Here is a 20615-nt window from a genome sequence, read left to right as displayed (position 1 = left end):
GTGACACATTAAAAATCCGAGCAAGTAGCTGTAGAGTAGAGTGAGCAACTCAGCTTTCCTTTACAATAGCCCCGGCAATTACTAAAACGGCTCCCATGATTAAAAGGGCCCGCCCCCACTGAAGGTGAATCCATTCTATGGCTAACTCGCCTAACCCTTTATCAAAGAAAACCCTTATCCCCATGAAGCGGCCCTTTGCGGGCCGCTTACAGCTCTTTCACTTAAAACCTGTTCATCATCTCTCCTAACACTTTCCTTAAACCCGGATAACCCGACGGCTGCTCCTTGGCCACTCCTGCCCGTTCCATGGTTAAACTGTGGTCCACCCGACAGTTTATCGGAAGTGCACAGCTCCCACTCGAGGTAAAGAGAAAACTGAGGGTCCCGGTGGCCCGGCTGGGATTTACCTCCCCAGGGTTCACAAACGCCAGGACATCGATATCCCCTGTGAGGGTACAGGAATCCTCTGTTTCGGTCGTGGGAGTCGCCAGCGATAACCTGATGGTGTTACCTGTAATGCTTCCGGTATAAGGCGCTCCGCTTGTATCCACGGCGGTTAGTGCGTTCCCATTTTGGGTTATGGAAAATTGATCCACAACAATGGGCGTGGCCGGAACAGGACAACTGTTACTTGTCAGATTCGCGCTGAGATTCCAAACCCCTGCTACATTGGGTGTCAGGTCATTATGATCGTCATCGTCTCCACAGCCCGGGATGGCAAGCAATAGAAAGGTTAAAAAAATAATCGTTTTGATATCCTGTCTGGACATATCTTACCCTCCCTCCACCTGCTGTCGGACGCCCTCAACCTATCCCTTATGAACTGCAAAGATTTCAGGTTTCAAATCCGGGATCTTTTTTTTCTGTATACCGCTTATACACCTGAAGCGCAACTCTGGCCGCTTCCTGGCGTAGCGACTCAGGCTCGAGGATCTCGGCCCCTTCACCCCAAGGAAAGACCAGATACCACAACACTTCCTGCGGCTCGGCTACGGTCAAACTCAGAATCAACCCTCCATCGTCGCATCCAAGAATCTGCTGGGATTCATGCCAGTAGGCTTCACGAATGTAAGGGGCAATTTTCGGATCGAAGCGAATTCGTACCCGTACGGGTTTGCTTTCACTGATCATGACCCGAAAGCTGTAACGGTGACGTTCATGAAAGTTATAGTCGGGATGCACCTGAAACTCTTCCGAAAGTAGCTCCACCTGCTTGATCCGGCTGGCCCTTAACATGGCGATACGATCCTCGCCGGGTAAATAGGCATCTACATACAAGGCTCGACCTTTGAAGTAAATCATGTAAATATCGGCCAGAAACCAACGTTTTTGCCCTCGGGAGTAATCCTCATAGAGTATCCTGACACGATGGCGATTCTGCCGGGCTTGCCAGAGCAGATTCATCCATTTTGGGCTGACTTTGAACGTATCTTTGAGGGTTTTCTGGTTAATCGCATAGGAAAGCATCTCACTCGCCGCTTCAGGAGCATTGGCCGCAATCTTTCGAATCGCCTGTACGGCATCCCAAACAAGGGTATGATCCCCGGCCGCCGAAAGCTGACGTACGGCCATGGCCAGACTGATCACTTCGGTTACCGTAAGGTCCAGCACAGGAATGAAAATGTCCCGGATTATCTTATACCTCTTCTCGCGCCGATCATATTTGAATTCAAAACCGAATTGGGCCAGTACCTTCCGATCTTCAAAAAACTGCGAACGCTTGATCCCCAACAGTCGCCAAAGCTCCTCCGGTCGTTGATAAGGGTTGGTCTTGACCTCCGACATGAGGCGGATCATGCGTGCAAACTTGGTCGCTCCATAATTGAAGTTTGAATGATTTGTTTCTTTTAACATCAACCCTAACTTAGGTCTCCGAATCTGGCTCTCACCAGACCCTGACACCCGTTGAGTCCGCCCCTGTCTGGATTGAGGGTAAAAATTTTTAATTTTTTGTCCGGACAGTTGAAGTTTTTCCCTTACGAAAGGCAAGGATAGGAAATCGGTAAGAAGTTGGATAAAATTTTATAAAACCGGTGATCCTCTGTCAAGGAGAGAAATAGGCCCGGAAAAAAATAAAAACCAATCCCTTTCCTCCCAAGTCTTTCTTTTCACCCGGTTAATTTTCCTTTGACTTCTCCTTTTATTCGCCTGTATATTATCTGCATACGTATCTCTAACCCTTTGATTGAAATCGGCCTTTAACCCGACCCTGCCCTTCGGAGGGTGTTCCCCCTTCAACAAACCCAGGGTGAACAGGGAGAGGCCTTAGAAACCAGGAAGTGCTTCAATTGAATTGAATACAAACGGATAGACCTTGGAAAAAATGCAATGGTATCGTTAAGAAAAAAATCTGGTTTGAAAAACCAGAAAGTCTATCCATTCCCTGGAGGTGATCTATCATGCAAAAATCCCAAAATCCCCTGGCAGACTCCTTGAGGATCCTGACCGTTTTTGGAGGACTGGCAGGAATTTATTTGCTCTATAACCTTTTTCAACTGGCAGGTCCCCTCTTGACTCCCCAGGATGTTCGATTTCTGCTGGTGATCAGTATAACGACCACCGTTCTTGCCCTCATTATCCTCTTCAGCTACCTGGCCCTCTTCCTCCTGGAATGGATCCTCCAACTCATCGCCCAACTCAGAAAATTGAAAAGTTCCAACCCCTCCCTTCTGGAGAGCGAACGGTTCAGGCAGTTGGAATTTACCATGGCAACTGCCTTTGAAAGAATAGAATCCCGGCTGGCTTTTATTGAGGATAAAATGGGGGAGGAAGAGGTTTTACCCTCTCGGTTCGTAGAATAGAAAAGGACAAAAAGGTTTCAAAATTTTTGTAAAGTTGGGTGGGATAGCTTGGGAACTGCTACAGTTCATGCCGGTGAGAACTCTAAGTTTTATATGATCTAAAAGGTATTCCAATATCCGACGGCCAGGCCGGTACTACTCTCTCCTCATCAATTTTTTCAGGATCTTGGTACCCAGCGTAATGCCTAGCTCTTTGGTAAATTGGAGGATTTCAGAGTAGGAGAGGTCTTCCAGGGAAAGCCCGGCTTCTTTCAACGCACTTTTCAGACGGGAGAGGTTATCTTCGGTCTGTTGCGCCCGGGTAGCTGATATCTTGCTCTTCTTGATTTTTTTCATCCAGACGACCGGTCGACCCGTAGCAGGATGGGGGATGCGTTCGTAAATGAAAGGAAGCCGTATATGGGCCTGGAGTTCATCCTGGAACAGGGTGTCGAAAACATGCTCGGGGATGTACTTTCCATGCTCTTTCACCAACGCCCAGCCCAACTCGATCAAAACTTCTTCCATCATGTCGGAAGGTTCGTAGGAGGGGGGCTCCTGCTTTTGTTCTCGAGTCGTACGACCCTTTCGGCCAAAATCAGGCCCGTACCGATCGTATAGTCTACGCTTCTCGGGATCGGAGAGAACTTCGTAGGCCTCGGCAGCTTCTTTGAACTTTTCGGCAGCCTCTGCATTTCCAGGATTTCTATCTGGATGATACTTTAAGGCAGCCCTTCGATACGCTGCCTTGATCTCGGCCTCGGAAGCCTCCCTGGAAATTCCCAAAATCTCATAGTAGTTTTTATTTTTCATAACTTAATCTATCTTGAATTTTGGAAAGAATGTCAATAAAATATCTTTTGCATTTTTTAAGTGAGAATTTTTGTTGACAGAAGGGTAACCTGTGTGTTTAATTAATTGCGTTTTATAGAGTTAAGCTTTCCCTTTTTACAAATTTAAAGTCGAAAAGTGTTAGGGAAGAGTTGTTTGGATATCTGGATAATGGAAGTGATTTAGAAACTGGACAGGAGAAAGGGAGGTATGGCTTCATTGAAAAAAAACCATCCGTTGATTTTAACGGGACTGGTAACGATTGATCTTATTGCAACAGCACTTTCTCTACTTCTGGCTTACACTTTAAGATTTTATACGGACATAGTTCCGGTAACCAAAGGGATTCCACCTTTATCCCTTTATTTACAAGCTTTATATCCCATCCTGGTCATCTGGCCCATCGTTTTTAAGCTGTGTGGTCTCTATCTTCCCCGCCGGGGCCATTCAAAAATTGATGAGTTTGTTACGGTCTTTCAAGCGGTAACGCTGGGGACTCTCTTCCTTATTACGTTTAATTTCTTTTTCTTTCCGCTCACCACCTATTCCCGATTAGGTCTTCTCTACTTCTGGGCCATCGATGTCTTTCTCATCGGCATCGGAAGAGCTTTGTTCCATGATCTCATCTCCTACGCCCGGAGTAAGGGATATAATCTGCGCCATATCCTGATTGCGGGAGCCGGGGAGTTAGGCCAATTGCTTGTTCGTAAAGCCCGTTACTATTCAGGGCTTGGATTAAATGTGCGGGGGTTTGTGGATGACGATCCGGCAAAACAAGGGAAAATCATCGAGGGAGTTCCGGTACTGGGTACTCTGGATGATCTGCGAGAAGTTATTCAAACCCATCAGATTCAACAGCTTTTTATTGCCTTGCCTTTGAGTGCCCATGAACGCCTTCTCTCTATCTTGAATACCCTGGATCGGGAATATGTGGATATTAAAGTCGTTCCGGATCTGGTCCAATATGTAGCCCTCAAAGGGGGTGTCGACGAGTTAGACGGTATTCCCATCGTAACCCTGCGGGAAACACCACTTCAGGGTTGGAATAGTATTATCAAACGTGGGTTCGATATCCTCCTGTCCCTGATTGGAATCATCCTGTTCGCTCCTATCATGATCATCCTGGCCATCCTGATTAAGTTAACTTCCCCAGGACCGATTTTTTACGTTCAGCAACGAATGGGACTGGACGGACGGGTTTTCAATATGTATAAGTTCAGATCTATGTATGTCAATGCGGAGCAAAGGACCGGAGCCGTCTGGGCAAAGAAAAACGATCCTCGTCGAACCAAAATCGGGGCTTTTATGCGGAGAACCAGTCTGGATGAACTTCCTCAGCTCTTTAACGTCTTGAAGGGAGAAATGAGTCTGGTCGGTCCTCGACCCGAACGACCTCCCTTTGTTGAACAATTTACAGAAAAATTCCCTCAATACATTCTTCGCCATAAGGTCAAGTCCGGTATGACCGGATGGGCTCAGGTCAACGGCTGGCGGGGAAATACTTCCATTGAAAAGCGGATCGAATACGACCTTTACTATATCGCCAATTGGTCCCTCTTATTTGATATCAAAATCCTTCTCCTTACCCTCTGGAAAGGGATGGTCAACGACCATGCTTATTAAATAAAGGACACGGAGACGCGGGGACATGGGGACACGGGGATTTTGGGACACGGGGACGCGGGAACTGAGAGATGTGGGGAAATGCCTCAAAAGTCCCCCTTTCTCCCGGTTCCAGCTAATCTTACTTATATAACCTCTGATTATGTTGAGGAAATGTCTCAAAAGTCCCCGCGTCCCCGCGTCCCAAAATCCCCGTGTCCCAAAGTCCTTCAGTACTCAGTACTTTTTTTGTAGTTTAAATTCTACGGCCGAGATGCCATGTTTTGCCAACAGGCGATGAAAGGTCCGACGGGGGATCTGAGCTTTTTGGGCGGCCCTGGAGATATTCCCGTTGGTTTCAGAAAGATATCGGATAAGGGATTCTCGTTCAAACTCGGCAATGGCCCTTTCCTTGGCCTTCATGAATCCCTCCTGGATGTTCAGCCTGGGTCTTTTTTCCTGGATATGAAGGGGAAGATGGCCGACTTCGATCTGGGTGGATAAGGTTAAAACAACCGCCCGCTCGATGATATTTTCTAACTCCCGAAGGTTTCCAGGCCAGTGATAACTTTTCAAGTATTCCATGGCTTCGGGAGAGATCCTTTCCACCTTCTTGTTAACTTTGGCTTCTGCCTTCCGGAGAAAATGATAGGCCAGGGTGGGTATATCTTCCACTCGGTCCCGTAAGGGAGGTACAAATATCGTAAACGTGTTAAACCGATAGAAAAGATCTTCTCGAAACTCTCCCTTTTCAATGGCTTCTTCTAAGTTTCGGTTGGTAGCTGCGATAATCCGGACTTTGACCTTCTTCGTGGTTACATCTCCAACAGCTTTAATCTCTCCTGTCTGAAGGACCCGCAACAACTTCGACTGCATGGCCATGTTCATATCTCCGATTTCATCCAGAAAAATAGTTCCTCCATCGGCTTTCTCAAACAACCCGATCTTGTCTTTAATGGCTCCGGTAAAAGATCCCTTTTTATGGCCGAAAAGCTCACTTTCCATGAGAGTCGGAGTTAACGCTGTACAATTTACCGTAACCAGAGGCTTGTCCTTAAGATGACTGTATTTGTGAATGGCCCGGGCAATCAACTCCTTCCCGGTACCACTCTCCCCTCGAATGAGTACGGTGGTCGGTGTCGGAGCTACCTTGAGGATTAGCTCCCCAATCTCTTTCATCTTGGGATTGTTGCCGATGATAAACTCACTCTCAGACTTGGAAGCCAGCTCCCTTAACATCAATTTGTATTTGTATTCTAATTCTTCTTTCTTTTTTCGTTCTTCCAGAAGAAGCTCGTCCTTTCGTTTTTGTACTTCAATGAGATCCCACATGAACTTGGCACTGACACCACCCATAATTTCGGCTCCCTCCGGTTTATGTGCATAAATCTCTTTATCCAACTGGGGATTGCCTGTTACGTTGATAATTAAATCGATCTCTTCACTTTTCAAGAGTTTGCGATAATCGGTGGTGACCGGAATACCTAATTTTCTGGCCAACTCTATCCCCGGAGCATGGGGATTGATATCGGCAACCCCTACAATGGTCACTCCGGAATCTCCATGGAAAATCTCCAATAAAGCTTTTCCCCCTTTTCCGGCGCCTATAATAATAACCCTTGACATAACCTCCCCCTTTTGATGTTAAAATAAGTCCGATGTTGTGATTTTCATTCATTATGGTAAGTTCTCCTTGTTTCGTCAAGGCTTTTGTGAAATTGTGTCGATCCCTCTATGAAAATGTCGCTTCATTGCAGGAAGATCGCCTTCTCTATAGTTACAGGATACTTTAACGGGGAGATGAAGTTACCCCCAAGGGTTTTGTGGACTTGAGATTCTCCTGGTAGATAATTCTTTCACAAGCAATAACAGGGATTCTTCCGTCTTTTCAAGGAACTTAAACCTGGACAAATTCCTTTGGAACCATTATAGTTTTATTCGTTATAGTTTTATTGTTGTTCAAAAAAGGAAAACCTTCGATCTTTAAAGGGAAAAACAAGATAGAACCATGGAACTTTATAAGCGTTTGCTCTCTTACGCCATACCCTACTGGAAGTGGATCTTAGGATCGATGATCTGTTCAGCCCTGGTGGCTCTCTGCACGGCAATTTCGGCTTTGATTGTAAAAAACGTAGTGGACGATATCTTTGCCAACAAAGATCAATTTATGTTACTGATCATTCCCGTTGTGGTCATCGTTCTCCTGGGCTTAAAAGGTCTCTTTGCTTATGGGCAGGCGACGTTGATCGCTTATGCCGGTGAAAAGGTCATTCTGAAATTACGCAATCAGCTCTTTCACCATATTCAATTTTTATCCCTTCGATACTTTTCTAAGACCCCCACCGGAATTTTGATCTCCCGAATTACCAATGATGTAACGCTCCTCCACGTGGTAGTCTCTCATATGCTGGCCGACCTGATCCGGGACGGTTTTACCATTCTAGGATTGTTAGGGGTGATTTTCTATCGACACTGGCTGCTGGCGCTGATTTCTCTTTCGGTCCTTCCCTTGGGTTTTTTATTTATTACCCGATTTGGTCAAAAAGTTCGGAAAATAACCCGGGCCACTCAGATGAAGATGGCGGATATTACCCATATCCTTCAGGAGAAAATCTCGGGAATTCATATTGTAAAGGCTTTTTGTGCAGAAGAAAGGGAGAGCGCTCGTTTCGCCCAGGTTATAGAGGATTATTTTCATATGGCTATGAAATCTGCCCGGATTCATGCAACTTCTTCTTCTGTCTCGGAATTGTTGGGAGGACTGGGGGTAGCCGGAGTCATGTGGTACGGGGGTTATGAGGTTATTCATGGAATTACAAGTCCGGGAACCTTTTTCTCTTTTATGACCGCCCTTCTCATGCTTTACGAGCCGATCAAAAAAATAAGCCGAACGAATAATAAAATTCAACAGGCCATGGCTGCCGCTGAAAGGGTTTTTGAAGTTCTGGATACCCAGCCGGATATTCTAGAGGCGGCCGATGCCATTGAATTACCACCTGTCAAGGGCGATATCGAATATGTTGATGTTTCTTTTCAATATGAAGACCTGCCGGTTTTGAAAAACATCCATTTCCAGGCCCGGGCCGGTGAGGTTACTGCTTTTGTCGGTGTAAGTGGTGTGGGCAAAACAACCCTTTTGAATCTTCTGCCCCGATTTTATGACCCGACCTCGGGAACTATTCGAATCGACGGGGTGGATATCAGCCGGGTAACCCTCAAATCCTTAAGACGGCAGATCGGTCTGGTGACTCAAGATGTAATCCTCTTCGACGATACGGTCCGAAACAATATCGCCTATGGAGTTCCCGAAGCTTCCCTGGAGGAGGTCATACAGGCAGCCAAGGCAGCCTGTGCCCATGAATTCATTATGAAGCTTCCGGAAGGTTACCAGACCGTCATCGGAGAGAGGGGACTCAGGCTTTCCGGTGGGGAACGACAACGGATTGCCATCGCCCGGGCCATTCTCAAGAATCCTCCCATCATGATCCTGGACGAAGCAACCTCTTCCCTGGATGGAGAATCTGAAAGAGTGGTCCAGGAAGCTTTGGGTAATCTCATGCGAGACCGTACAACCTTGATCATCGCCCATCGCCTGTCTACCATTCAAAATGCCCATAAAATCCTGGTCCTGGATCATGGACGAATCGTCGAGGAAGGAACCCATGAGGAACTTCTAAAACTAAATGGAATTTATACCCGGTTGTATGAAATGCAGGCATCTGCTGTCCGTTATCCATCGTCGGTCAGAGTAGACTCTGGATACCCGGTATTAAACAACCAACCCCGGGTTACGGACAACGAACGGCCAACAACAGATAAATCTTGAGAGGTTTGGAGAGATTTTTCAGGGATCTCCTTCTAAGGGGGGTTGGCCTGTTCTTTACTCCGACCCCTCTCAGGCCGGAAGAGATAGATTATTCCCGGATTAAACGGATTCTCGTCGTGCGTCAGCACGATCAAATCGGTGATCTCTTGATTGCAACCCCGGCCCTCAGAGCCTTGCGAGAGAGATTCCCTCAAGCTTATATAACCGTCGTGGTTCGCCAACTGACCCAGGAGATCCTGATCAATAATCCTTATATAGATGAGGTCCTTGTGTATTATCGACAACTTCAACACTGGAGTCTTTCCACATTTTTAACTTTTATCAGGCGTATCCGTCCCTACGATCTGGCTGTGGTACTCAATACGGTCTCCAGGTCTTTCTCCAGTGACCTTATCGCCTGGCTAAGTGGTGCGAAATATCGACTCGGATCAATGTATAAAAAGTACGGTCCCGGACCCGGAGATCTTTTCTATAACCTGGCCGTACCTGTGGATACCCAAAATGAAAAAAGTCAGGTAGATTCTAACCTGGATGTGGTTCGGTATATCGGTGCCGATACAACCGATAAGAGTTATATCCTGGTTTTGACCGAAGCAGAGATCCTTCAAGGTCAACAGATGTTACAATCTTTATCTATCCCTCCCGCCCGTTGGTTAATCGGAGTCCATTTGGGGGCCCGGTTTGAGAATAAGAGATGGCCCCTGGATAAATATGCCCACTTATGCGATGCGCTGGTGGAGCTTTATGGAGCTAAGATTATCTTAACCCGCGGACCCGGTGAAGAAAAATTGGTGGAAACCCTCAAAGAGCAGGTTAAAAATAAGGAGAGCGTTTTTATATCTCCTCCCACTACCTTGAGGACCCTGGCCGGCCTGGTGCGAAATTTCGATCTGTATATCGGAAACGATACCGGGGCCCTCCATATCGCTGCTTCCCAAAAGGTTCCCCTTATCGGCTTGTATGGGCCGTCTAATCCAGCCCAATGGAAACCGATTGGGGATATCTACCTGGCCATTCGAAAGGAGAACAGAAAAATAGATTCCATCTCGGTAGAAGATGTCTTAGCCGGTGTGGAAGTTCTTTTAAAAAACTGGAGTGCAGAGACCCTACCTGCTACTACATTGTTTACCTAGTTTTGTTTAACGTTTAAGTGGCCCTCACCCCCGGCCCCTCTCCTGTGTAGGGGCGGGAGGCCTCCCGCCCCTACGGAGGGGGGGCACTGGGGGGCTAGGGGGGGGATGGGGGTGAGGGGAGCTGGGGAGTGAAAGCAGCCCTATGAGGTCAAAATTAAGGTAACAGTGTACTACTCCCTTGTAAAGTTAGATTTGAATAACGGTTCTGCCTTTACTCCCGGTGAACCCCCCTCTCCCCCTTCCCTTCCCGTCCACGGGGAGGATGAGGAGGGTTCACCGGGAGCTGGCCCGGAGATCTTCTCGCTTCCCTCTCCGCCCACGGGGAGGGAAAGGGAGGGTGAGGGGAAATTACACAGAATTAACATTACAAAGTATTCCTACACTCCAGGTTGATAAGAGATGTTAAATCAAACACTTTCTCATAAAGAGCAGGTCCTGAAATGGTGTGAAAATTTAGCCCAGTTTGGCCTGTTTTCCTTCGTTTTATTTCTACCGGCCTCTATTGCCTTTTCCCAGATCAGCCTGGGATTTATCTTGGTTGCCTATTTTGCAGAGGCCCTAACAACCCGCCGACTCCGATTTATGAAGAGTCCTATGGATCTCCCTATCCTTCTCTTCGTCCTGGCTACTCTGATCTCGACACTCTTTAGCGTTAACGTGTTCAAGAGTTTGAAGGTCCTCATTCCTTCTCTTTTCCCCATGTCGGTGTTTTACCTGGTTTTCTATTACCTGAAAGATCTCAAAACCATCAAAAAATTAATAACCCTTCTTTTAATTATTGCAACCCTCAACGCAATTTATGGAATTGCCCAGCACTTCTGGCATATAGACTGGTTCCGTTTAAGTGGCCATAAGAATTACTTAAGACCCGTCACTGATTTGCCTGGGTCCGATATCCGTATACCCGGGACTTTTTCCATCTCTATGACCTTTGCTGGACAGCTCATTATGGTCCTTTCTCTGGTCTGGTCTTTTATTCTCTTTGATCGATCCAATAAAAACAAATTTCCACTGATCGTTTCCGCAGTCTGTATATTTTTTGCCCTGATATGGACCTATACCCGAAGTGCCTGGTTAGGATTTGGGGTTGCTTTGCTGTTCTTAGGTTATCTAAAAGGCCGAAAATCATTCTTAAAACTGATTTTGGGTGCTCTGGTCTGTGTAATAATAATTTTTATGCTTCAACCTTCGGTTTTAAACCGTGCCAGGAGTATGTTTAGCTTTGAGCAGAATATGGATCGCATCTATATCTGGAAAAGTTCCCTGGATATGATTAAAGATCATCCGATAACTGGAATCGGACAGGGAAATTATAATAAGTTGTCCCGGGAGTACCAAAAATCTTACCCCTTTAAAGAACCCCCAAGCCATGCCCATTCCCACAATGATTTGATTATGATTACCGTTGATCGGGGTATTTTAGGCCTGATGGCTTTTATCTGGCTCTGGATCACGATCTTTAAACAAACCGGAGTGACCCTTGAGCAAATTCCCCCGGACCGTTACTACTTACGGGCCTTGATCCTGGGTTGTCTGGCCGGTTTTATCGCCTTTTTCGTTGAAGGATTCTTTGAAAACAATTTTGGAGATTCTGAAGTAGCCATGATGCTGTGGTTTCTGGTAGCCGTTGTTATGGTTGTCAAAGAAAAACTTATCCCGACAACCTTACCCACCGATGTGGAAGAACTTGTATGGGAAGAAAAGCGTATGGTGGGGATTTTGACCTTCGCCATTTTGATTATTATGGCCGTGATGGTTATCCTGCATCTGTAAAAATTTCAAGGCAGTTTTTTCTCACCTAACCCCCAACCCCCCTTCCCCCCGCATGCGGGGGGATAGAGGGGGGAAGGGGATTTAAGTCAATAAAAAAGATACTCTTATGAGAAGGGGGAACTCGGCATACGTGCCAGGTTAAGCTGAAAAGCCCGTCAGGAGCGAACCGTGGGTAGCCCCGGACGTAAGTCCTTACCTTTATTCACATTTTTCGATTTGGGAGGATGGGGTTTAAAACGGTCAGGTTAGTAGGTCAACCGTCCCGGTTGACACACCTTCGACATGAAAAAATGTGGGTAATGCTAAGGATGCAAGTCAGGGGATCCAGTCATCCAGAATTTTTCAAGCTCCGGAGGAGCGGCCTGTGAAACAGGTCGCCCCGCTGAGGCTTAGAGGAAGATAGGATGGGGAGGGAACTTCGCTTCAAAGTTCCTTCCCCTGCAAAGCGGGGGAAGGTTAGTAGGTTAAATATCCGGTGGATCAAACGTCTCGTTTGATATTTGACATTAAGGGTCCTCCTCAGGGATCTCACTCTTATCCTGGCGCATAGGGGGGTTGAGGGAGGCTTCGGGAGAGGGAGAGCAAAGGAGGTAAGGCAGACAGTCGCGTCCCGACCAAGCCTTAGCCTGGGGCTTATGCCCAACCTCTCCTACCGATTATTGCTTTTTCACTGCCTCAAACCATCGTATAATCTGAGGATACCTCTCCTCAACAATTTTCCAGGATTTAGGTTCTGCGGCCATTCTTTGGAGAAAAGCGTAAATAGAAATATCAGCCAGGGAATACCGGTTCCCAACCAGCCATTCTCGCCCGGTCAGGAGATCATTGAGAATTTTTAGATTTTCTTCCACCGCTTTTTGATATTGTGCTAAAAGCGCTTTATCTTGCTGAGATTCTTCTTTATTAATTTCCATTCTGTACTTATACAGAATTTTGGCCAGATGCTCGTCGGCGTATTCTTCTATCAACTTGCATAAAGCCCTTTCATAAGGATCTTCGGGAAGTACACTCCGTCTCATCTAAAAAAATAGAAAAACAAGGGAGAAAGGAAAGTGATGGGACAGGCCTCAGGAAGGGGGGCCAGGAGGTCAGGTGAGAAAAACCTGCCTCTACCCCTGAAAATCCTGCCCTTCACACCTTCTTTCTCCCCTTCTCCTATCCGGTTTTCCGATATAAAAAGCTAGAATAGGTCTTTAGAACTTAAATTAATAGTGCTTCTCCAGGTACTCGATGATGTCCGTAGAGTCCACAATCACTTTATCATTATCCACCAACACCGGAACGAGTTCCTGTCCGGAAATTTTAATCAACTCGCTTTTGTCGTTGCGAGGAACCTCTATTTTTTCATAATCCAACTGTTTATAAGAAAGAACCTTTCTTACTTTTTCACAGTAAGGTCAGGTCTCAAACTGGTAAAGCTTTAACATGTAAATCTTCTCACCTCCTCTCACTCTCCCTCAAACATAGGTACCAGAAAGCACTTTGTCAAGATACTTAAAAAATGGAATTGACAGCTATCTCCGCTCTACCTACTTTAAGGATAGTTTACTCTGCCAGGAATGAGGGTTGCTGATGAATTTCAAGAAGAACTATTTTAAGAAAGTCATTATTTATTTTTTGTTGTTTCAGGGTCTCATTTTTATCGGGACGAAGCATTTTTTCCTTACCTTTCCGACTTATGCTAAGCCGGCTGCTTCCTCGAAGCCTGCCTTTTATAAGATACTTCCCGGCCTGAGTCAGGTTAAATTTTATGGAAGCTCCCCTTTTGATAAATTTACGGGTACCAGTACGCAGATTGAAGGCTTCCTGGAGGGACCCATCGAAACGATCACCCAGGCCCCTTCCTCAAATTTAAAAGCCGAAGTTCGGGTAGAGGCCCGGTCTCTGAATACGGGTAATGATCGTCGGGACAAAAAGATGAGGGAAACCCTGGAGGTAGAGAAATATCCTCTGATCACCTTCAAATTGGGTCAGGTCCGCTTGATTCAAAAGGCTTCGGATACAGGCCCGGACAGATATAAAGTGGAAGGGATGCTGGGTATTCATGGAGTTGAGAGACCTGTGACCGTGGAAGTTGAAAGTAAGAGGGAAGGTAACCGGGTGACTATCTCCGGTAAAATGCCTCTGGATATTACAGATTATCAGATCGATCCGCCCCGGGTTCCTGTTATTGTCTTTGTCAAGATGGATAAGAATGTGAGGGTGGAATTTAATCTGGTTGCCGAGGCGAGCCCTTAGTTTTGAAGGAAGGGTCGGGTTTTAATCCTCCGATGGTTTCCAGGGAATCAGCCATTCTTTGAGAATAGAGTCCCTGGCCATGGATCGAGCCACAAAATTAGCCAGCCAGGGGCGATAAAGAATATGTTGAAGGACGTGGCAGATCCGGAATTTTTTTCGGAATTCCTGGATTCGGGTACGGTCATAGCTTTGTAGAAATTCCTTTGAGAAGTTGCCGACTTTAAAAGCTTCATGAACAACTTCGGCTGCCAGTTCTCCGCTTCGCAGGGCGTGATAAATGCCTTCCCCTGTAAAGGGATCTATAAATCCGGCAGAATCTCCGACCAGAAGGGCTCCGTCCCAAGAGCAGCGTTTTGCTTTGAAGGCCAGAGGACCTACGCCTTTGAGATGACCTTCCGGTCGAGCTCCGGCTAATTTTTCCCGAACGAGACGGTTTCTGAAGAGTCCTTCCAGGAGGTAATCCCAGAGATCTCCACGACGGTTTTGAATTGCCTCCCAATCTACGACCAGGGAAACGTTAAGCCGGTCCTCTCCAAGGGGTGCAATCCCGCAGTATCCCGGTGGATGGACATACATTTCCACATATTTTCCCGGATCACGAACCTCTCTGAAGTAGGTCATCAGAGCCACTTTTTTTAACCACCAGTATCCCCTGTGGAGATGAAGTCGCCGGGCTACTATACAGTTTCTTCCTCCGGCCCCGATGACCATACGGGATCTGAGTTCTAACTTGTCCCCGGTCGGGTGAATACCCCTGACCCCACAGATCCGGTCCCCTTGAAAGATGAGATCGGTTACTTTGAATCCTTCCAGGGTTTCAATTCCGGTTGCCTGAGCATTTCGGAAGAGGATCTCATCGAAGAGGAACCGGGGCATATTAAATCCCAGGGTCGAAGTATCTTCCCGGTGGGGAAAATAGGTTGAAAAATCCAGTTTAAAGTGGAATTTCTGGTAGGAGGAGATAAAAATCCCCTGGGTTTCCCAGGGCTTTTTTTCCCGGATGGCCGGGAGGGCACCCAACCGGTCCAGTACTTCGGGGATCTCCGGGCTCATAAATTCTCCACAAACCTTTTCTCTGGGAAATCGGGCTTTATCCACTAAAAGTACCCGATAACCCCTCCGTCCTAGAAAGGTAGCCGTAGCAGACCCCGCAGGACCGGCTCCAACGATAATAACGTCAAACACGCCTATCAGTGTAAGGGTATAGAGTAGGGAGTATGAGGGTATTTACTTCCATCTTCCCACACTTCCACACTTCCATCCTCCCATACCCTCACCAGCTATGTCTTGAATAAAACAACTTTCCCCGCAATCCGTCGACCACGAATTTGATATTATTTATCAACATACGATGGGCATTCCTTTTGTGATGCCACCAGAGGCGGTTTCTCAGAATATATCGCGGGTTGAAGTAAAGCTTTATTCCATACAGGATCATCCATTTCTTCAACTCTTCGGTGGTCAGAAATTGAGTTCGTACATTACAAATAAATCCGGTGTATCGTGTTAAATCATCGGGATTGGTGATATAACCCTGTGCCAGCAGTTTTTCCCGAACTTCGGTTTTCGGATAGGGGGTCATGCACTGGACGATGGCGTGGTCCACTCCGATATCATAGGCATAATCGTAAGTGCTTTTGATGTCTTCACGGTCGTCTTGAGGATTACCGATAATAAAGCCGCCCAATACACAAATATCCTGCTCTTGCAGAAGGGAAACCGCTTTTCGGGTATTTTGCAAAACCCCTCTTTTATGCATTTCCTTTAGATTTCGTTCGATTCCGCTTTCGATTCCCATGAATACCAAACGAAATCCGGCCTGTCTTAACCAGCCTGCCAGCTCTGGATCTGCTGCGATACCCGGGACGCTAGCCTGGGTGATATAATACAGATCGTTGACCTTTTCCCGAACCATGGCCTTACACAGTTCTTTGAGCCGTTTTACATTCAAGGTGATATTATCATCGACAAAAAAGACCCCTTTAACTCCCCGGGCTTGTAAGTTCTTGAGATCCTGGATAATGCGTTGGATAGGGTAAAGTCGGAAAGATCGCCCGTACATTTTGGTAATACTGCAAAAGTTGCAGGGTAAAGTACATCCTCGAGACGTTTCTGCACAGTCGAACTTCTTTTTCATGAATTCAAAATCCTGGAGTATTCGACAATCCCGATTGGGAAGTTTGATTTGCTCAAGATCGAGAAGGGGGGCCGGGGGGTTATGGTAAAAGATCCCGTTCTGCCTGAAGGACAGGCCGGGGATGGAGGCAAAGTTTTTCTTCTCAGAAGCTAACTCCTGAACCAATCGGTTGAAGGTGATCTCCCCTTCACCCCGGACGATGAAATCGAACAGCCTGCCGTCATCACTGTCCCCTATTTCCTGGTACATCAAGCTGGCATGATACCCACCTAGAACCGTTAGAACTTCACCCTTAACTCTTTTACAGATGCTGGCAATACGCCGTGCACTGTCGTATTGAAAACTCATGGCACTGAGACCGACCAGATCCGGGTCAAAATCGTCCATGATTTTTTCAATAAACGAGGTGATCTTCTTTTTATGCAGGACAAGATCCAGAACTTTGACATCACATCCCTCTAAATTTCCGGCAATGGAGCATATTCCAAGGTTTGGAACCTCCATGATGTGATCAAAGCAACTGGTGGTATCCGGCATGGCAATAAGTAATACTTTCATACCTCTGTTGCCCGCTGTCTGTTGCCTGTTGGTTACGCTCTACAACGGATAACGGACAAATTTCTTGACAGGGTTTTATAAAAACTTTTATCATATTAACTTAATTTCATTCAATCCAGGCCCCCTCCTTTGTCGTGGAGGTTAAAAGTGAAAAGCTTGATTTATTAACTCTATCTCAGAAGGAGAAGACATGTCAAGGAAAGCTTGTAAAAAATCGCCTAAAATGTTGATGGTCATGTATAATTTAATAACTGTTCTGTTTTTCTCTGCCTGGCTTTCTGCTGCCAATGACCCGATGAAGGCCTTAGAGGTTACAAAATACAAGGAAAAGAAAAAAGCTCCGGATTTTACCCTGAAAAACCTGGAGGGTCAGGAGGTAAGTCTGTCCAGTTTTGTGGGTAAAGTGGTTCTCTTAAACTTCTGGGCTACCTGGTGTATTCCCTGTCGTAAAGAGATGCCCGCCATAGATACACTTTATCAGGAATTTAAAGATGAAGGCCTGGTTGTTCTAGCCATCGATTACCAGGAAACTTTAGATAAGATCAAGGCCTTTTTGGAAGAGACAAAGGTGTCTTTTCCGATCCTTCTGGATTCAGAGGGAAAAACAACCAAAGACTATGGGGTAAGGGGTTTACCAACCTCTTATTTAATCGACAAGGAGGGATTTCTTATCGGATGGACCTTAGGCGATAGGGATTGGGCCAGCGAGGACGCCAGGAAGCTGGTTAAAAATCTTCTTAAATAGGGTCCGTTGCTTGTATTTTTAGTCCCGGCCTTAAACCCAAAGGACTCCCGGGGCCACAGGCAACGGACCTTATTTAATTAAATCCAAACCATCTGGGTATAAACAACGAGAGGGGTTCTAAAAAGGCAATCCCCAATAAAGTCAGGATTAAGACCAGCATGTAAGGGGCAAAGGTTTTGGCAGTCTCTCCGATATTAGCTTTGGCGATGCTGCAGGACAAAAAGAGTCCAAGACCGATAGGGGGCATAAAGAAACCGATTCCCAGGGCCGCAATGGAGATAATTCCAAAGTGGATGGGATCGATATGAAATTGGAGGGCTACCGGATAGAGGATGGGGGCTAAAATCAGTAAAGAAGGAAGTCCCTCAAGAAGTCCGCTGAAAATCAGATAGAGTACAACGGTAAAAGCCAGAAAAAACCAGGATCCTGAAGAGATACTGGTAATCCAACCGACGATCAATTGAGGAACCTGTTGTCGGACCATAACCCAAGAGAAAATAGTAGCCGTTGTAACCAGCCACAGAGCCATTCCGCTGGTAGTGGCGCTTTCGATGAAGATTCTGGGAAGATCCCGAAACTTTATTTCTCGATAGATGAGGAGCCCTACGATGAGGGCATAGGCAACAGCGATCACAGCGGCCTCTGTAACGGTTACAATTCCTGTAAAAATCCCTCCAAAGATAATCACCGGGGTCATCAGGGGGATGATTGCATGAAGAAAAGTCTTACCCAACTGTTTCCAGGAAGTACGTGGGGTACTGGCCCATTTTCCTCTGCGGGCTTTGAAGTAAATAAGTCCCATCAATGAAGCAGCCAGGACAAAGGCGGGAATAAACCCTCCGAGAAAGAGCGCGGCCACCGAGACATTAACCAGGGTTCCCAGGACGACCATATGGATGCAGGGAGGAACCAAAATACCCATAGCTGCAGAGGCACTCACAATGGAGGCGGCTTCTGCCTGGGTATAACCGGCCCGAATCATGGCCGGAATAAGTAAAGAACCGACTGCGGCCACATCTGCGGTGGTGGATCCCGAAATACCGGAGAACAAAATCTCCGAGATCACCACAACCATGGCCAGCCCCCCTCGAATGTGCCCGACCAGGCTTATGGCAAAGTTAACCAGACGTTGAGAAATACCTCCCGTCTCCATCAAAGCTCCGGCCACAATGAACAGGGGGACGGCCAGGAGAACAAAGGAATCCACCCCAACCACCATTCTTTGGGGCATAATTGTGAGAGGAACCTTTCCATCGAGTACCAGGTAGCTCAGTGCCGATAAACCTAGCGAGAAAGCAATGGGCGTGTTAATAACCAGCAGGATAATAAATCCGGTCAGAAGCACAAGCAGAGGATTCAAACTCAGGATAAATCCCTTAAGTCCATACCCTAAACCGCCGACCCCCAGACCCAGCAGTAAAATAATCCCTCCTCCGCGTAAGATTTCTCGAGCCGGGAGACGGAAAAGCTGGAAAAGAAGGGAGATAATCATAGCCAGAACTCCTATTGAGAGGGGTAACATGAAAAAGCTCTGGGAGAATCCTACGGCTGGGGATGGCTCGTCCCAACGTCGCTGGACCAGTTCTACACTCCAGCGGAAAAGAAAGGCAAAAAAGAAGATCAGGATGAACTGTCCGACAATATCCAAGGTTTGTTGAGCCTTGTGGGAAAACCGACGATAAACAATCGCAACCCCAATGTGTTGTTTGTGAAAGAAGGCTACGGCACCTCCCATGAAGGTCAACCAGACCAAGAGCAGGCGGGCGATTTCTTCCGACCAGGTTAGGGGATTATTTAACACATAACGAAAAAAAACCCCTAAAAAGACCACTACAAATTCTGTTGCCAGAATTAAACCGGCAAACCATTCCAATAAACGTTTCATTCCTGCCTCCCTGCCTGTACTAAGCCTGTTTTGCAGCCTGCAGTTTCGGATACAGATCGGTTCCCCAACTTTTTTCAAAGGCTTTATATACCTCTGCTGTGGCCTTGCGAAATTCATCCAGGTTAGGTTCTGAAAAAATCATGCCGAGCTCTTTAAGCTTTACTGCATACTCCTGTTCTTGTTTTTGGGTGAGCTCTCGCATGTATTCCGCAGCATTCAAGGCTTCTTCTTTCAGGATCTTCTGATATTCCTCCGGGAGTCCTGTAAGCCAGGTGTGGTTTGCCAGCAGAATATTGGCCTGGAGCATATGATAAGTAAGTGCAAGATACTTGGTCACCTCGTATAATTTAGAGGCATAAAGGGAGGGGAGGGGAGCTTCTGCACCATCTACGACTCCTTGCTGGAGACCTTGATAGACTTCAGGCCAGTCCATAGGGGTCGGATTGGCTCCCAGGGCTTTAAAGGTCTCGGTGAACATGCGGTTTTTAGAGACCCGAATTTTTAACCCTTTCATATCTGCCAGGGAATTGATGGGTTTATTTCGCGTAAATACGTGACGCCAGCCAAAATACCAGTAATCTATTACCTGCAGTCCCTTTGAATTAACCAGTTGGTCTTCCATGTTCTTTACAAAGGGTCCGTGGAGAACTCTTTTGGCTTCGTCCCAATCCTTCCAAAGGTAAGGATGGCTGAAGATGGCAAATTGGGGTTGGAAGGTCCCCAATCCGGCCGGACTCACAACGGTCATTTCAATGGCTCCAATAGCGGTTGATTCTGCGGCATCGATCTCGGCCCCTAATTGTCCGGCAGGAACTACCTGAATCGTAAAATTCCCCTGGGTCCGCTCTTTGATCTTATCGGCCATACTGACCAATGCAGTATGCTGGGGATCCCCCACCGCAAGGGAGTGGGCCAATCGTGCTAAAATTTGCTTGTCTGCTCCAAAGGCTTTAGACTTCTTAAATCCAAGTAAGGAAGATAAAGGAATCGCTCCGGTAGCTATGAAAGCTATTTTAAAGAACTCACGACGATTTAACAAAGAAATTTTTTCGGTCTCCATAGTATTCGTGCCCCTGGTCCGTTGTGTATAACCCTGACCCTCTCGGG

At 46.7% G+C, this 20615-nt stretch carries 16 protein-coding genes and 2 pseudogenes; 7 read left to right on the top strand and 11 right to left on the bottom strand.

The window, feature by feature from the left end:
• Positions 1 to 49: 49 nt before the first annotated feature.
• The 3 genes from VNM22_06775 to VNM22_06765 form a co-directional block, all read right to left on the bottom strand.
• A complete protein-coding gene (locus VNM22_06775) occupies positions 50 to 184 on the bottom strand; it encodes a hypothetical protein (GenBank protein HWP46849.1) in 135 nt (44 codons plus the stop codon).
• A 37-nt stretch (positions 185 to 221) separates the two neighbouring features.
• Positions 222 to 770, bottom strand: coding sequence for a hypothetical protein (locus VNM22_06770; protein ID HWP46848.1), 549 nt, complete (start codon positions 768 to 770; stop codon positions 222 to 224).
• A 64-nt stretch (positions 771 to 834) separates the two neighbouring features.
• Positions 835 to 1854 carry a WYL domain-containing protein gene (locus tag VNM22_06765; protein HWP46847.1) on the bottom strand — a complete coding sequence of 340 codons (1020 nt, stop codon included), beginning with the start codon at positions 1852 to 1854 and terminating at the stop codon, positions 835 to 837.
• Positions 1855 to 2399: 545 nt separating this feature from the next.
• On the opposite strand from VNM22_06765, the gene VNM22_06760 reads away from it, so the two are divergent.
• Positions 2400 to 2801 (top strand): hypothetical protein, encoded by a 402-nt coding sequence (locus VNM22_06760; protein HWP46846.1) that lies wholly within the window; start codon positions 2400 to 2402, stop codon positions 2799 to 2801.
• 582 nt (positions 2802 to 3383) lie between these two features.
• On the opposite strand, the pseudogene VNM22_06755 reads toward VNM22_06760, so the two are convergent.
• Positions 3384 to 3593 (bottom strand): annotated as a pseudogene (locus VNM22_06755) (DnaJ domain-containing protein).
• Positions 3594 to 3821: 228 nt separating this feature from the next.
• Between VNM22_06755 and VNM22_06750 the strand changes: the two are divergent.
• Entirely contained in the window at positions 3822 to 5234 is a 1413-nt protein-coding gene (locus VNM22_06750) for an undecaprenyl-phosphate glucose phosphotransferase (GenBank protein ID HWP46845.1), read from the top strand.
• A 216-nt stretch (positions 5235 to 5450) separates the two neighbouring features.
• Here the strand turns inward: VNM22_06750 and VNM22_06745 are convergent, their stop codons facing one another.
• Positions 5451 to 6839 carry a sigma 54-interacting transcriptional regulator gene (locus tag VNM22_06745; GenBank protein HWP46844.1) on the bottom strand — a complete coding sequence of 463 codons (1389 nt, stop codon included), beginning with the start codon at positions 6837 to 6839 and terminating at the stop codon, positions 5451 to 5453.
• 382 nt (positions 6840 to 7221) lie between these two features.
• Here VNM22_06745 and msbA point away from each other — a divergent pair, with 382 nt between their 5' ends.
• The 3 genes from msbA (at position 7222) to VNM22_06730 (ending at position 11945) form a co-directional block, all read left to right on the top strand.
• The gene (msbA, locus tag VNM22_06740) at positions 7222 to 9039 is read left to right on the top strand and encodes a lipid A export permease/ATP-binding protein MsbA (GenBank protein HWP46843.1); all 1818 of its coding nucleotides are present in this window, start codon (positions 7222 to 7224) and stop codon (positions 9037 to 9039) included.
• 5 nt (positions 9040 to 9044) lie between these two features.
• Entirely contained in the window at positions 9045 to 10172 is a 1128-nt protein-coding gene (locus VNM22_06735) for a glycosyltransferase family 9 protein (protein HWP46842.1), read from the top strand.
• A gap of 399 nt (positions 10173 to 10571) precedes the next feature.
• Positions 10572 to 11945 (top strand): O-antigen ligase family protein, encoded by a 1374-nt coding sequence (locus VNM22_06730; protein ID HWP46841.1) that lies wholly within the window; start codon positions 10572 to 10574, stop codon positions 11943 to 11945.
• Positions 11946 to 12601: 656 nt separating this feature from the next.
• Here VNM22_06730 and VNM22_06725 read toward each other — a convergent pair.
• Together VNM22_06725 and VNM22_06720 are read right to left on the bottom strand one after the other, a co-directional pair.
• Positions 12602 to 12964, bottom strand: a complete 363-nt coding sequence (locus tag VNM22_06725; protein ID HWP46840.1) for a glutathione S-transferase family protein — start codon at positions 12962 to 12964, stop codon at positions 12602 to 12604.
• Between the two features lie 186 nt (positions 12965 to 13150).
• Positions 13151 to 13330: pseudogene (locus tag VNM22_06720) on the bottom strand (glutathione S-transferase N-terminal domain-containing protein).
• Between the two features lie 187 nt (positions 13331 to 13517).
• Here VNM22_06720 and VNM22_06715 point away from each other — a divergent pair.
• Complete coding sequence (locus VNM22_06715; GenBank protein ID HWP46839.1) at positions 13518 to 14183, top strand: YceI family protein; 666 nt, start codon at positions 13518 to 13520, stop codon at positions 14181 to 14183.
• Positions 14184 to 14204: 21 nt separating this feature from the next.
• Here the strand turns inward: VNM22_06715 and VNM22_06710 are convergent, their stop codons facing one another.
• Both VNM22_06710 and VNM22_06705 read right to left on the bottom strand, forming a co-directional pair.
• Positions 14205 to 15368 (bottom strand): NAD(P)/FAD-dependent oxidoreductase, encoded by a 1164-nt coding sequence (locus tag VNM22_06710; protein ID HWP46838.1) that lies wholly within the window; start codon positions 15366 to 15368, stop codon positions 14205 to 14207.
• An 88-nt stretch (positions 15369 to 15456) separates the two neighbouring features.
• Complete coding sequence (locus VNM22_06705) at positions 15457 to 16878, bottom strand: radical SAM protein (protein HWP46837.1); 1422 nt, start codon at positions 16876 to 16878, stop codon at positions 15457 to 15459.
• A 190-nt stretch (positions 16879 to 17068) separates the two neighbouring features.
• Between VNM22_06705 and VNM22_06700 the strand changes: the two genes are divergently transcribed.
• Complete coding sequence (locus VNM22_06700) at positions 17069 to 17623, top strand: TlpA disulfide reductase family protein (GenBank protein ID HWP46836.1); 555 nt, start codon at positions 17069 to 17071, stop codon at positions 17621 to 17623.
• 73 nt (positions 17624 to 17696) lie between these two features.
• Here VNM22_06700 and VNM22_06695 read toward each other — a convergent pair whose 3' ends face one another.
• The gene (locus tag VNM22_06695; GenBank protein ID HWP46835.1) at positions 17697 to 19508 is read right to left on the bottom strand and encodes a TRAP transporter large permease subunit; all 1812 of its coding nucleotides are present in this window, start codon (positions 19506 to 19508) and stop codon (positions 17697 to 17699) included.
• 19 nt (positions 19509 to 19527) lie between these two features.
• Positions 19528 to 20568 carry a TRAP transporter substrate-binding protein gene (locus tag VNM22_06690; GenBank protein HWP46834.1) on the bottom strand — a complete coding sequence of 347 codons (1041 nt, stop codon included), beginning with the start codon at positions 20566 to 20568 and terminating at the stop codon, positions 19528 to 19530.
• Positions 20569 to 20615: the final 47 nt, after the last annotated feature.

It is taken from the genome of Candidatus Limnocylindrales bacterium, from assembly GCA_035559535.1.
Taxonomy (GTDB): Bacteria; Moduliflexota; Moduliflexia; order Moduliflexales; family JAUQPW01; genus JAUQPW01.
The sequence above is the reverse complement of the archived record's forward strand: the minus strand, read 5'-3'. Positions and strand labels throughout refer to the sequence as shown.

What these genes read in the sequence shown, in the direction of transcription:
- VNM22_06725 (HWP46840.1), bottom strand. Translation starts at nt 12,964, where the DNA reads ATGAGACGGAGTGTACTTCCCGAAGATCCTTATGAAAGGGCTTTATGC.
- VNM22_06700 (HWP46836.1), top strand. Translation starts at nt 17,069, where the DNA reads ATGTCAAGGAAAGCTTGTAAAAAATCGCCTAAAATGTTGATGGTCATG.
- VNM22_06760 (HWP46846.1), top strand. Translation starts at nt 2,400, where the DNA reads ATGCAAAAATCCCAAAATCCCCTGGCAGACTCCTTGAGGATCCTGACC.
- VNM22_06750 (HWP46845.1), top strand. Translation starts at nt 3,822, where the DNA reads ATGGCTTCATTGAAAAAAAACCATCCGTTGATTTTAACGGGACTGGTA.
- VNM22_06690 (HWP46834.1), bottom strand. Translation starts at nt 20,568, where the DNA reads ATGGAGACCGAAAAAATTTCTTTGTTAAATCGTCGTGAGTTCTTTAAA.
- VNM22_06695 (HWP46835.1), bottom strand. Translation starts at nt 19,508, where the DNA reads ATGAAACGTTTATTGGAATGGTTTGCCGGTTTAATTCTGGCAACAGAA.
- msbA (HWP46843.1), top strand. Translation starts at nt 7,222, where the DNA reads ATGGAACTTTATAAGCGTTTGCTCTCTTACGCCATACCCTACTGGAAG.
- VNM22_06730 (HWP46841.1), top strand. Translation starts at nt 10,572, where the DNA reads ATGTTAAATCAAACACTTTCTCATAAAGAGCAGGTCCTGAAATGGTGT.
- VNM22_06765 (HWP46847.1), bottom strand. Translation starts at nt 1,854, where the DNA reads ATGTTAAAAGAAACAAATCATTCAAACTTCAATTATGGAGCGACCAAG.
- VNM22_06745 (HWP46844.1), bottom strand. Translation starts at nt 6,839, where the DNA reads ATGTCAAGGGTTATTATTATAGGCGCCGGAAAAGGGGGAAAAGCTTTA.
- VNM22_06770 (HWP46848.1), bottom strand. Translation starts at nt 770, where the DNA reads ATGTCCAGACAGGATATCAAAACGATTATTTTTTTAACCTTTCTATTG.
- VNM22_06705 (HWP46837.1), bottom strand. Translation starts at nt 16,878, where the DNA reads ATGAAAGTATTACTTATTGCCATGCCGGATACCACCAGTTGCTTTGAT.
- VNM22_06775 (HWP46849.1), bottom strand. Translation starts at nt 184, where the DNA reads ATGGGGATAAGGGTTTTCTTTGATAAAGGGTTAGGCGAGTTAGCCATA.
- VNM22_06715 (HWP46839.1), top strand. Translation starts at nt 13,518, where the DNA reads ATGAATTTCAAGAAGAACTATTTTAAGAAAGTCATTATTTATTTTTTG.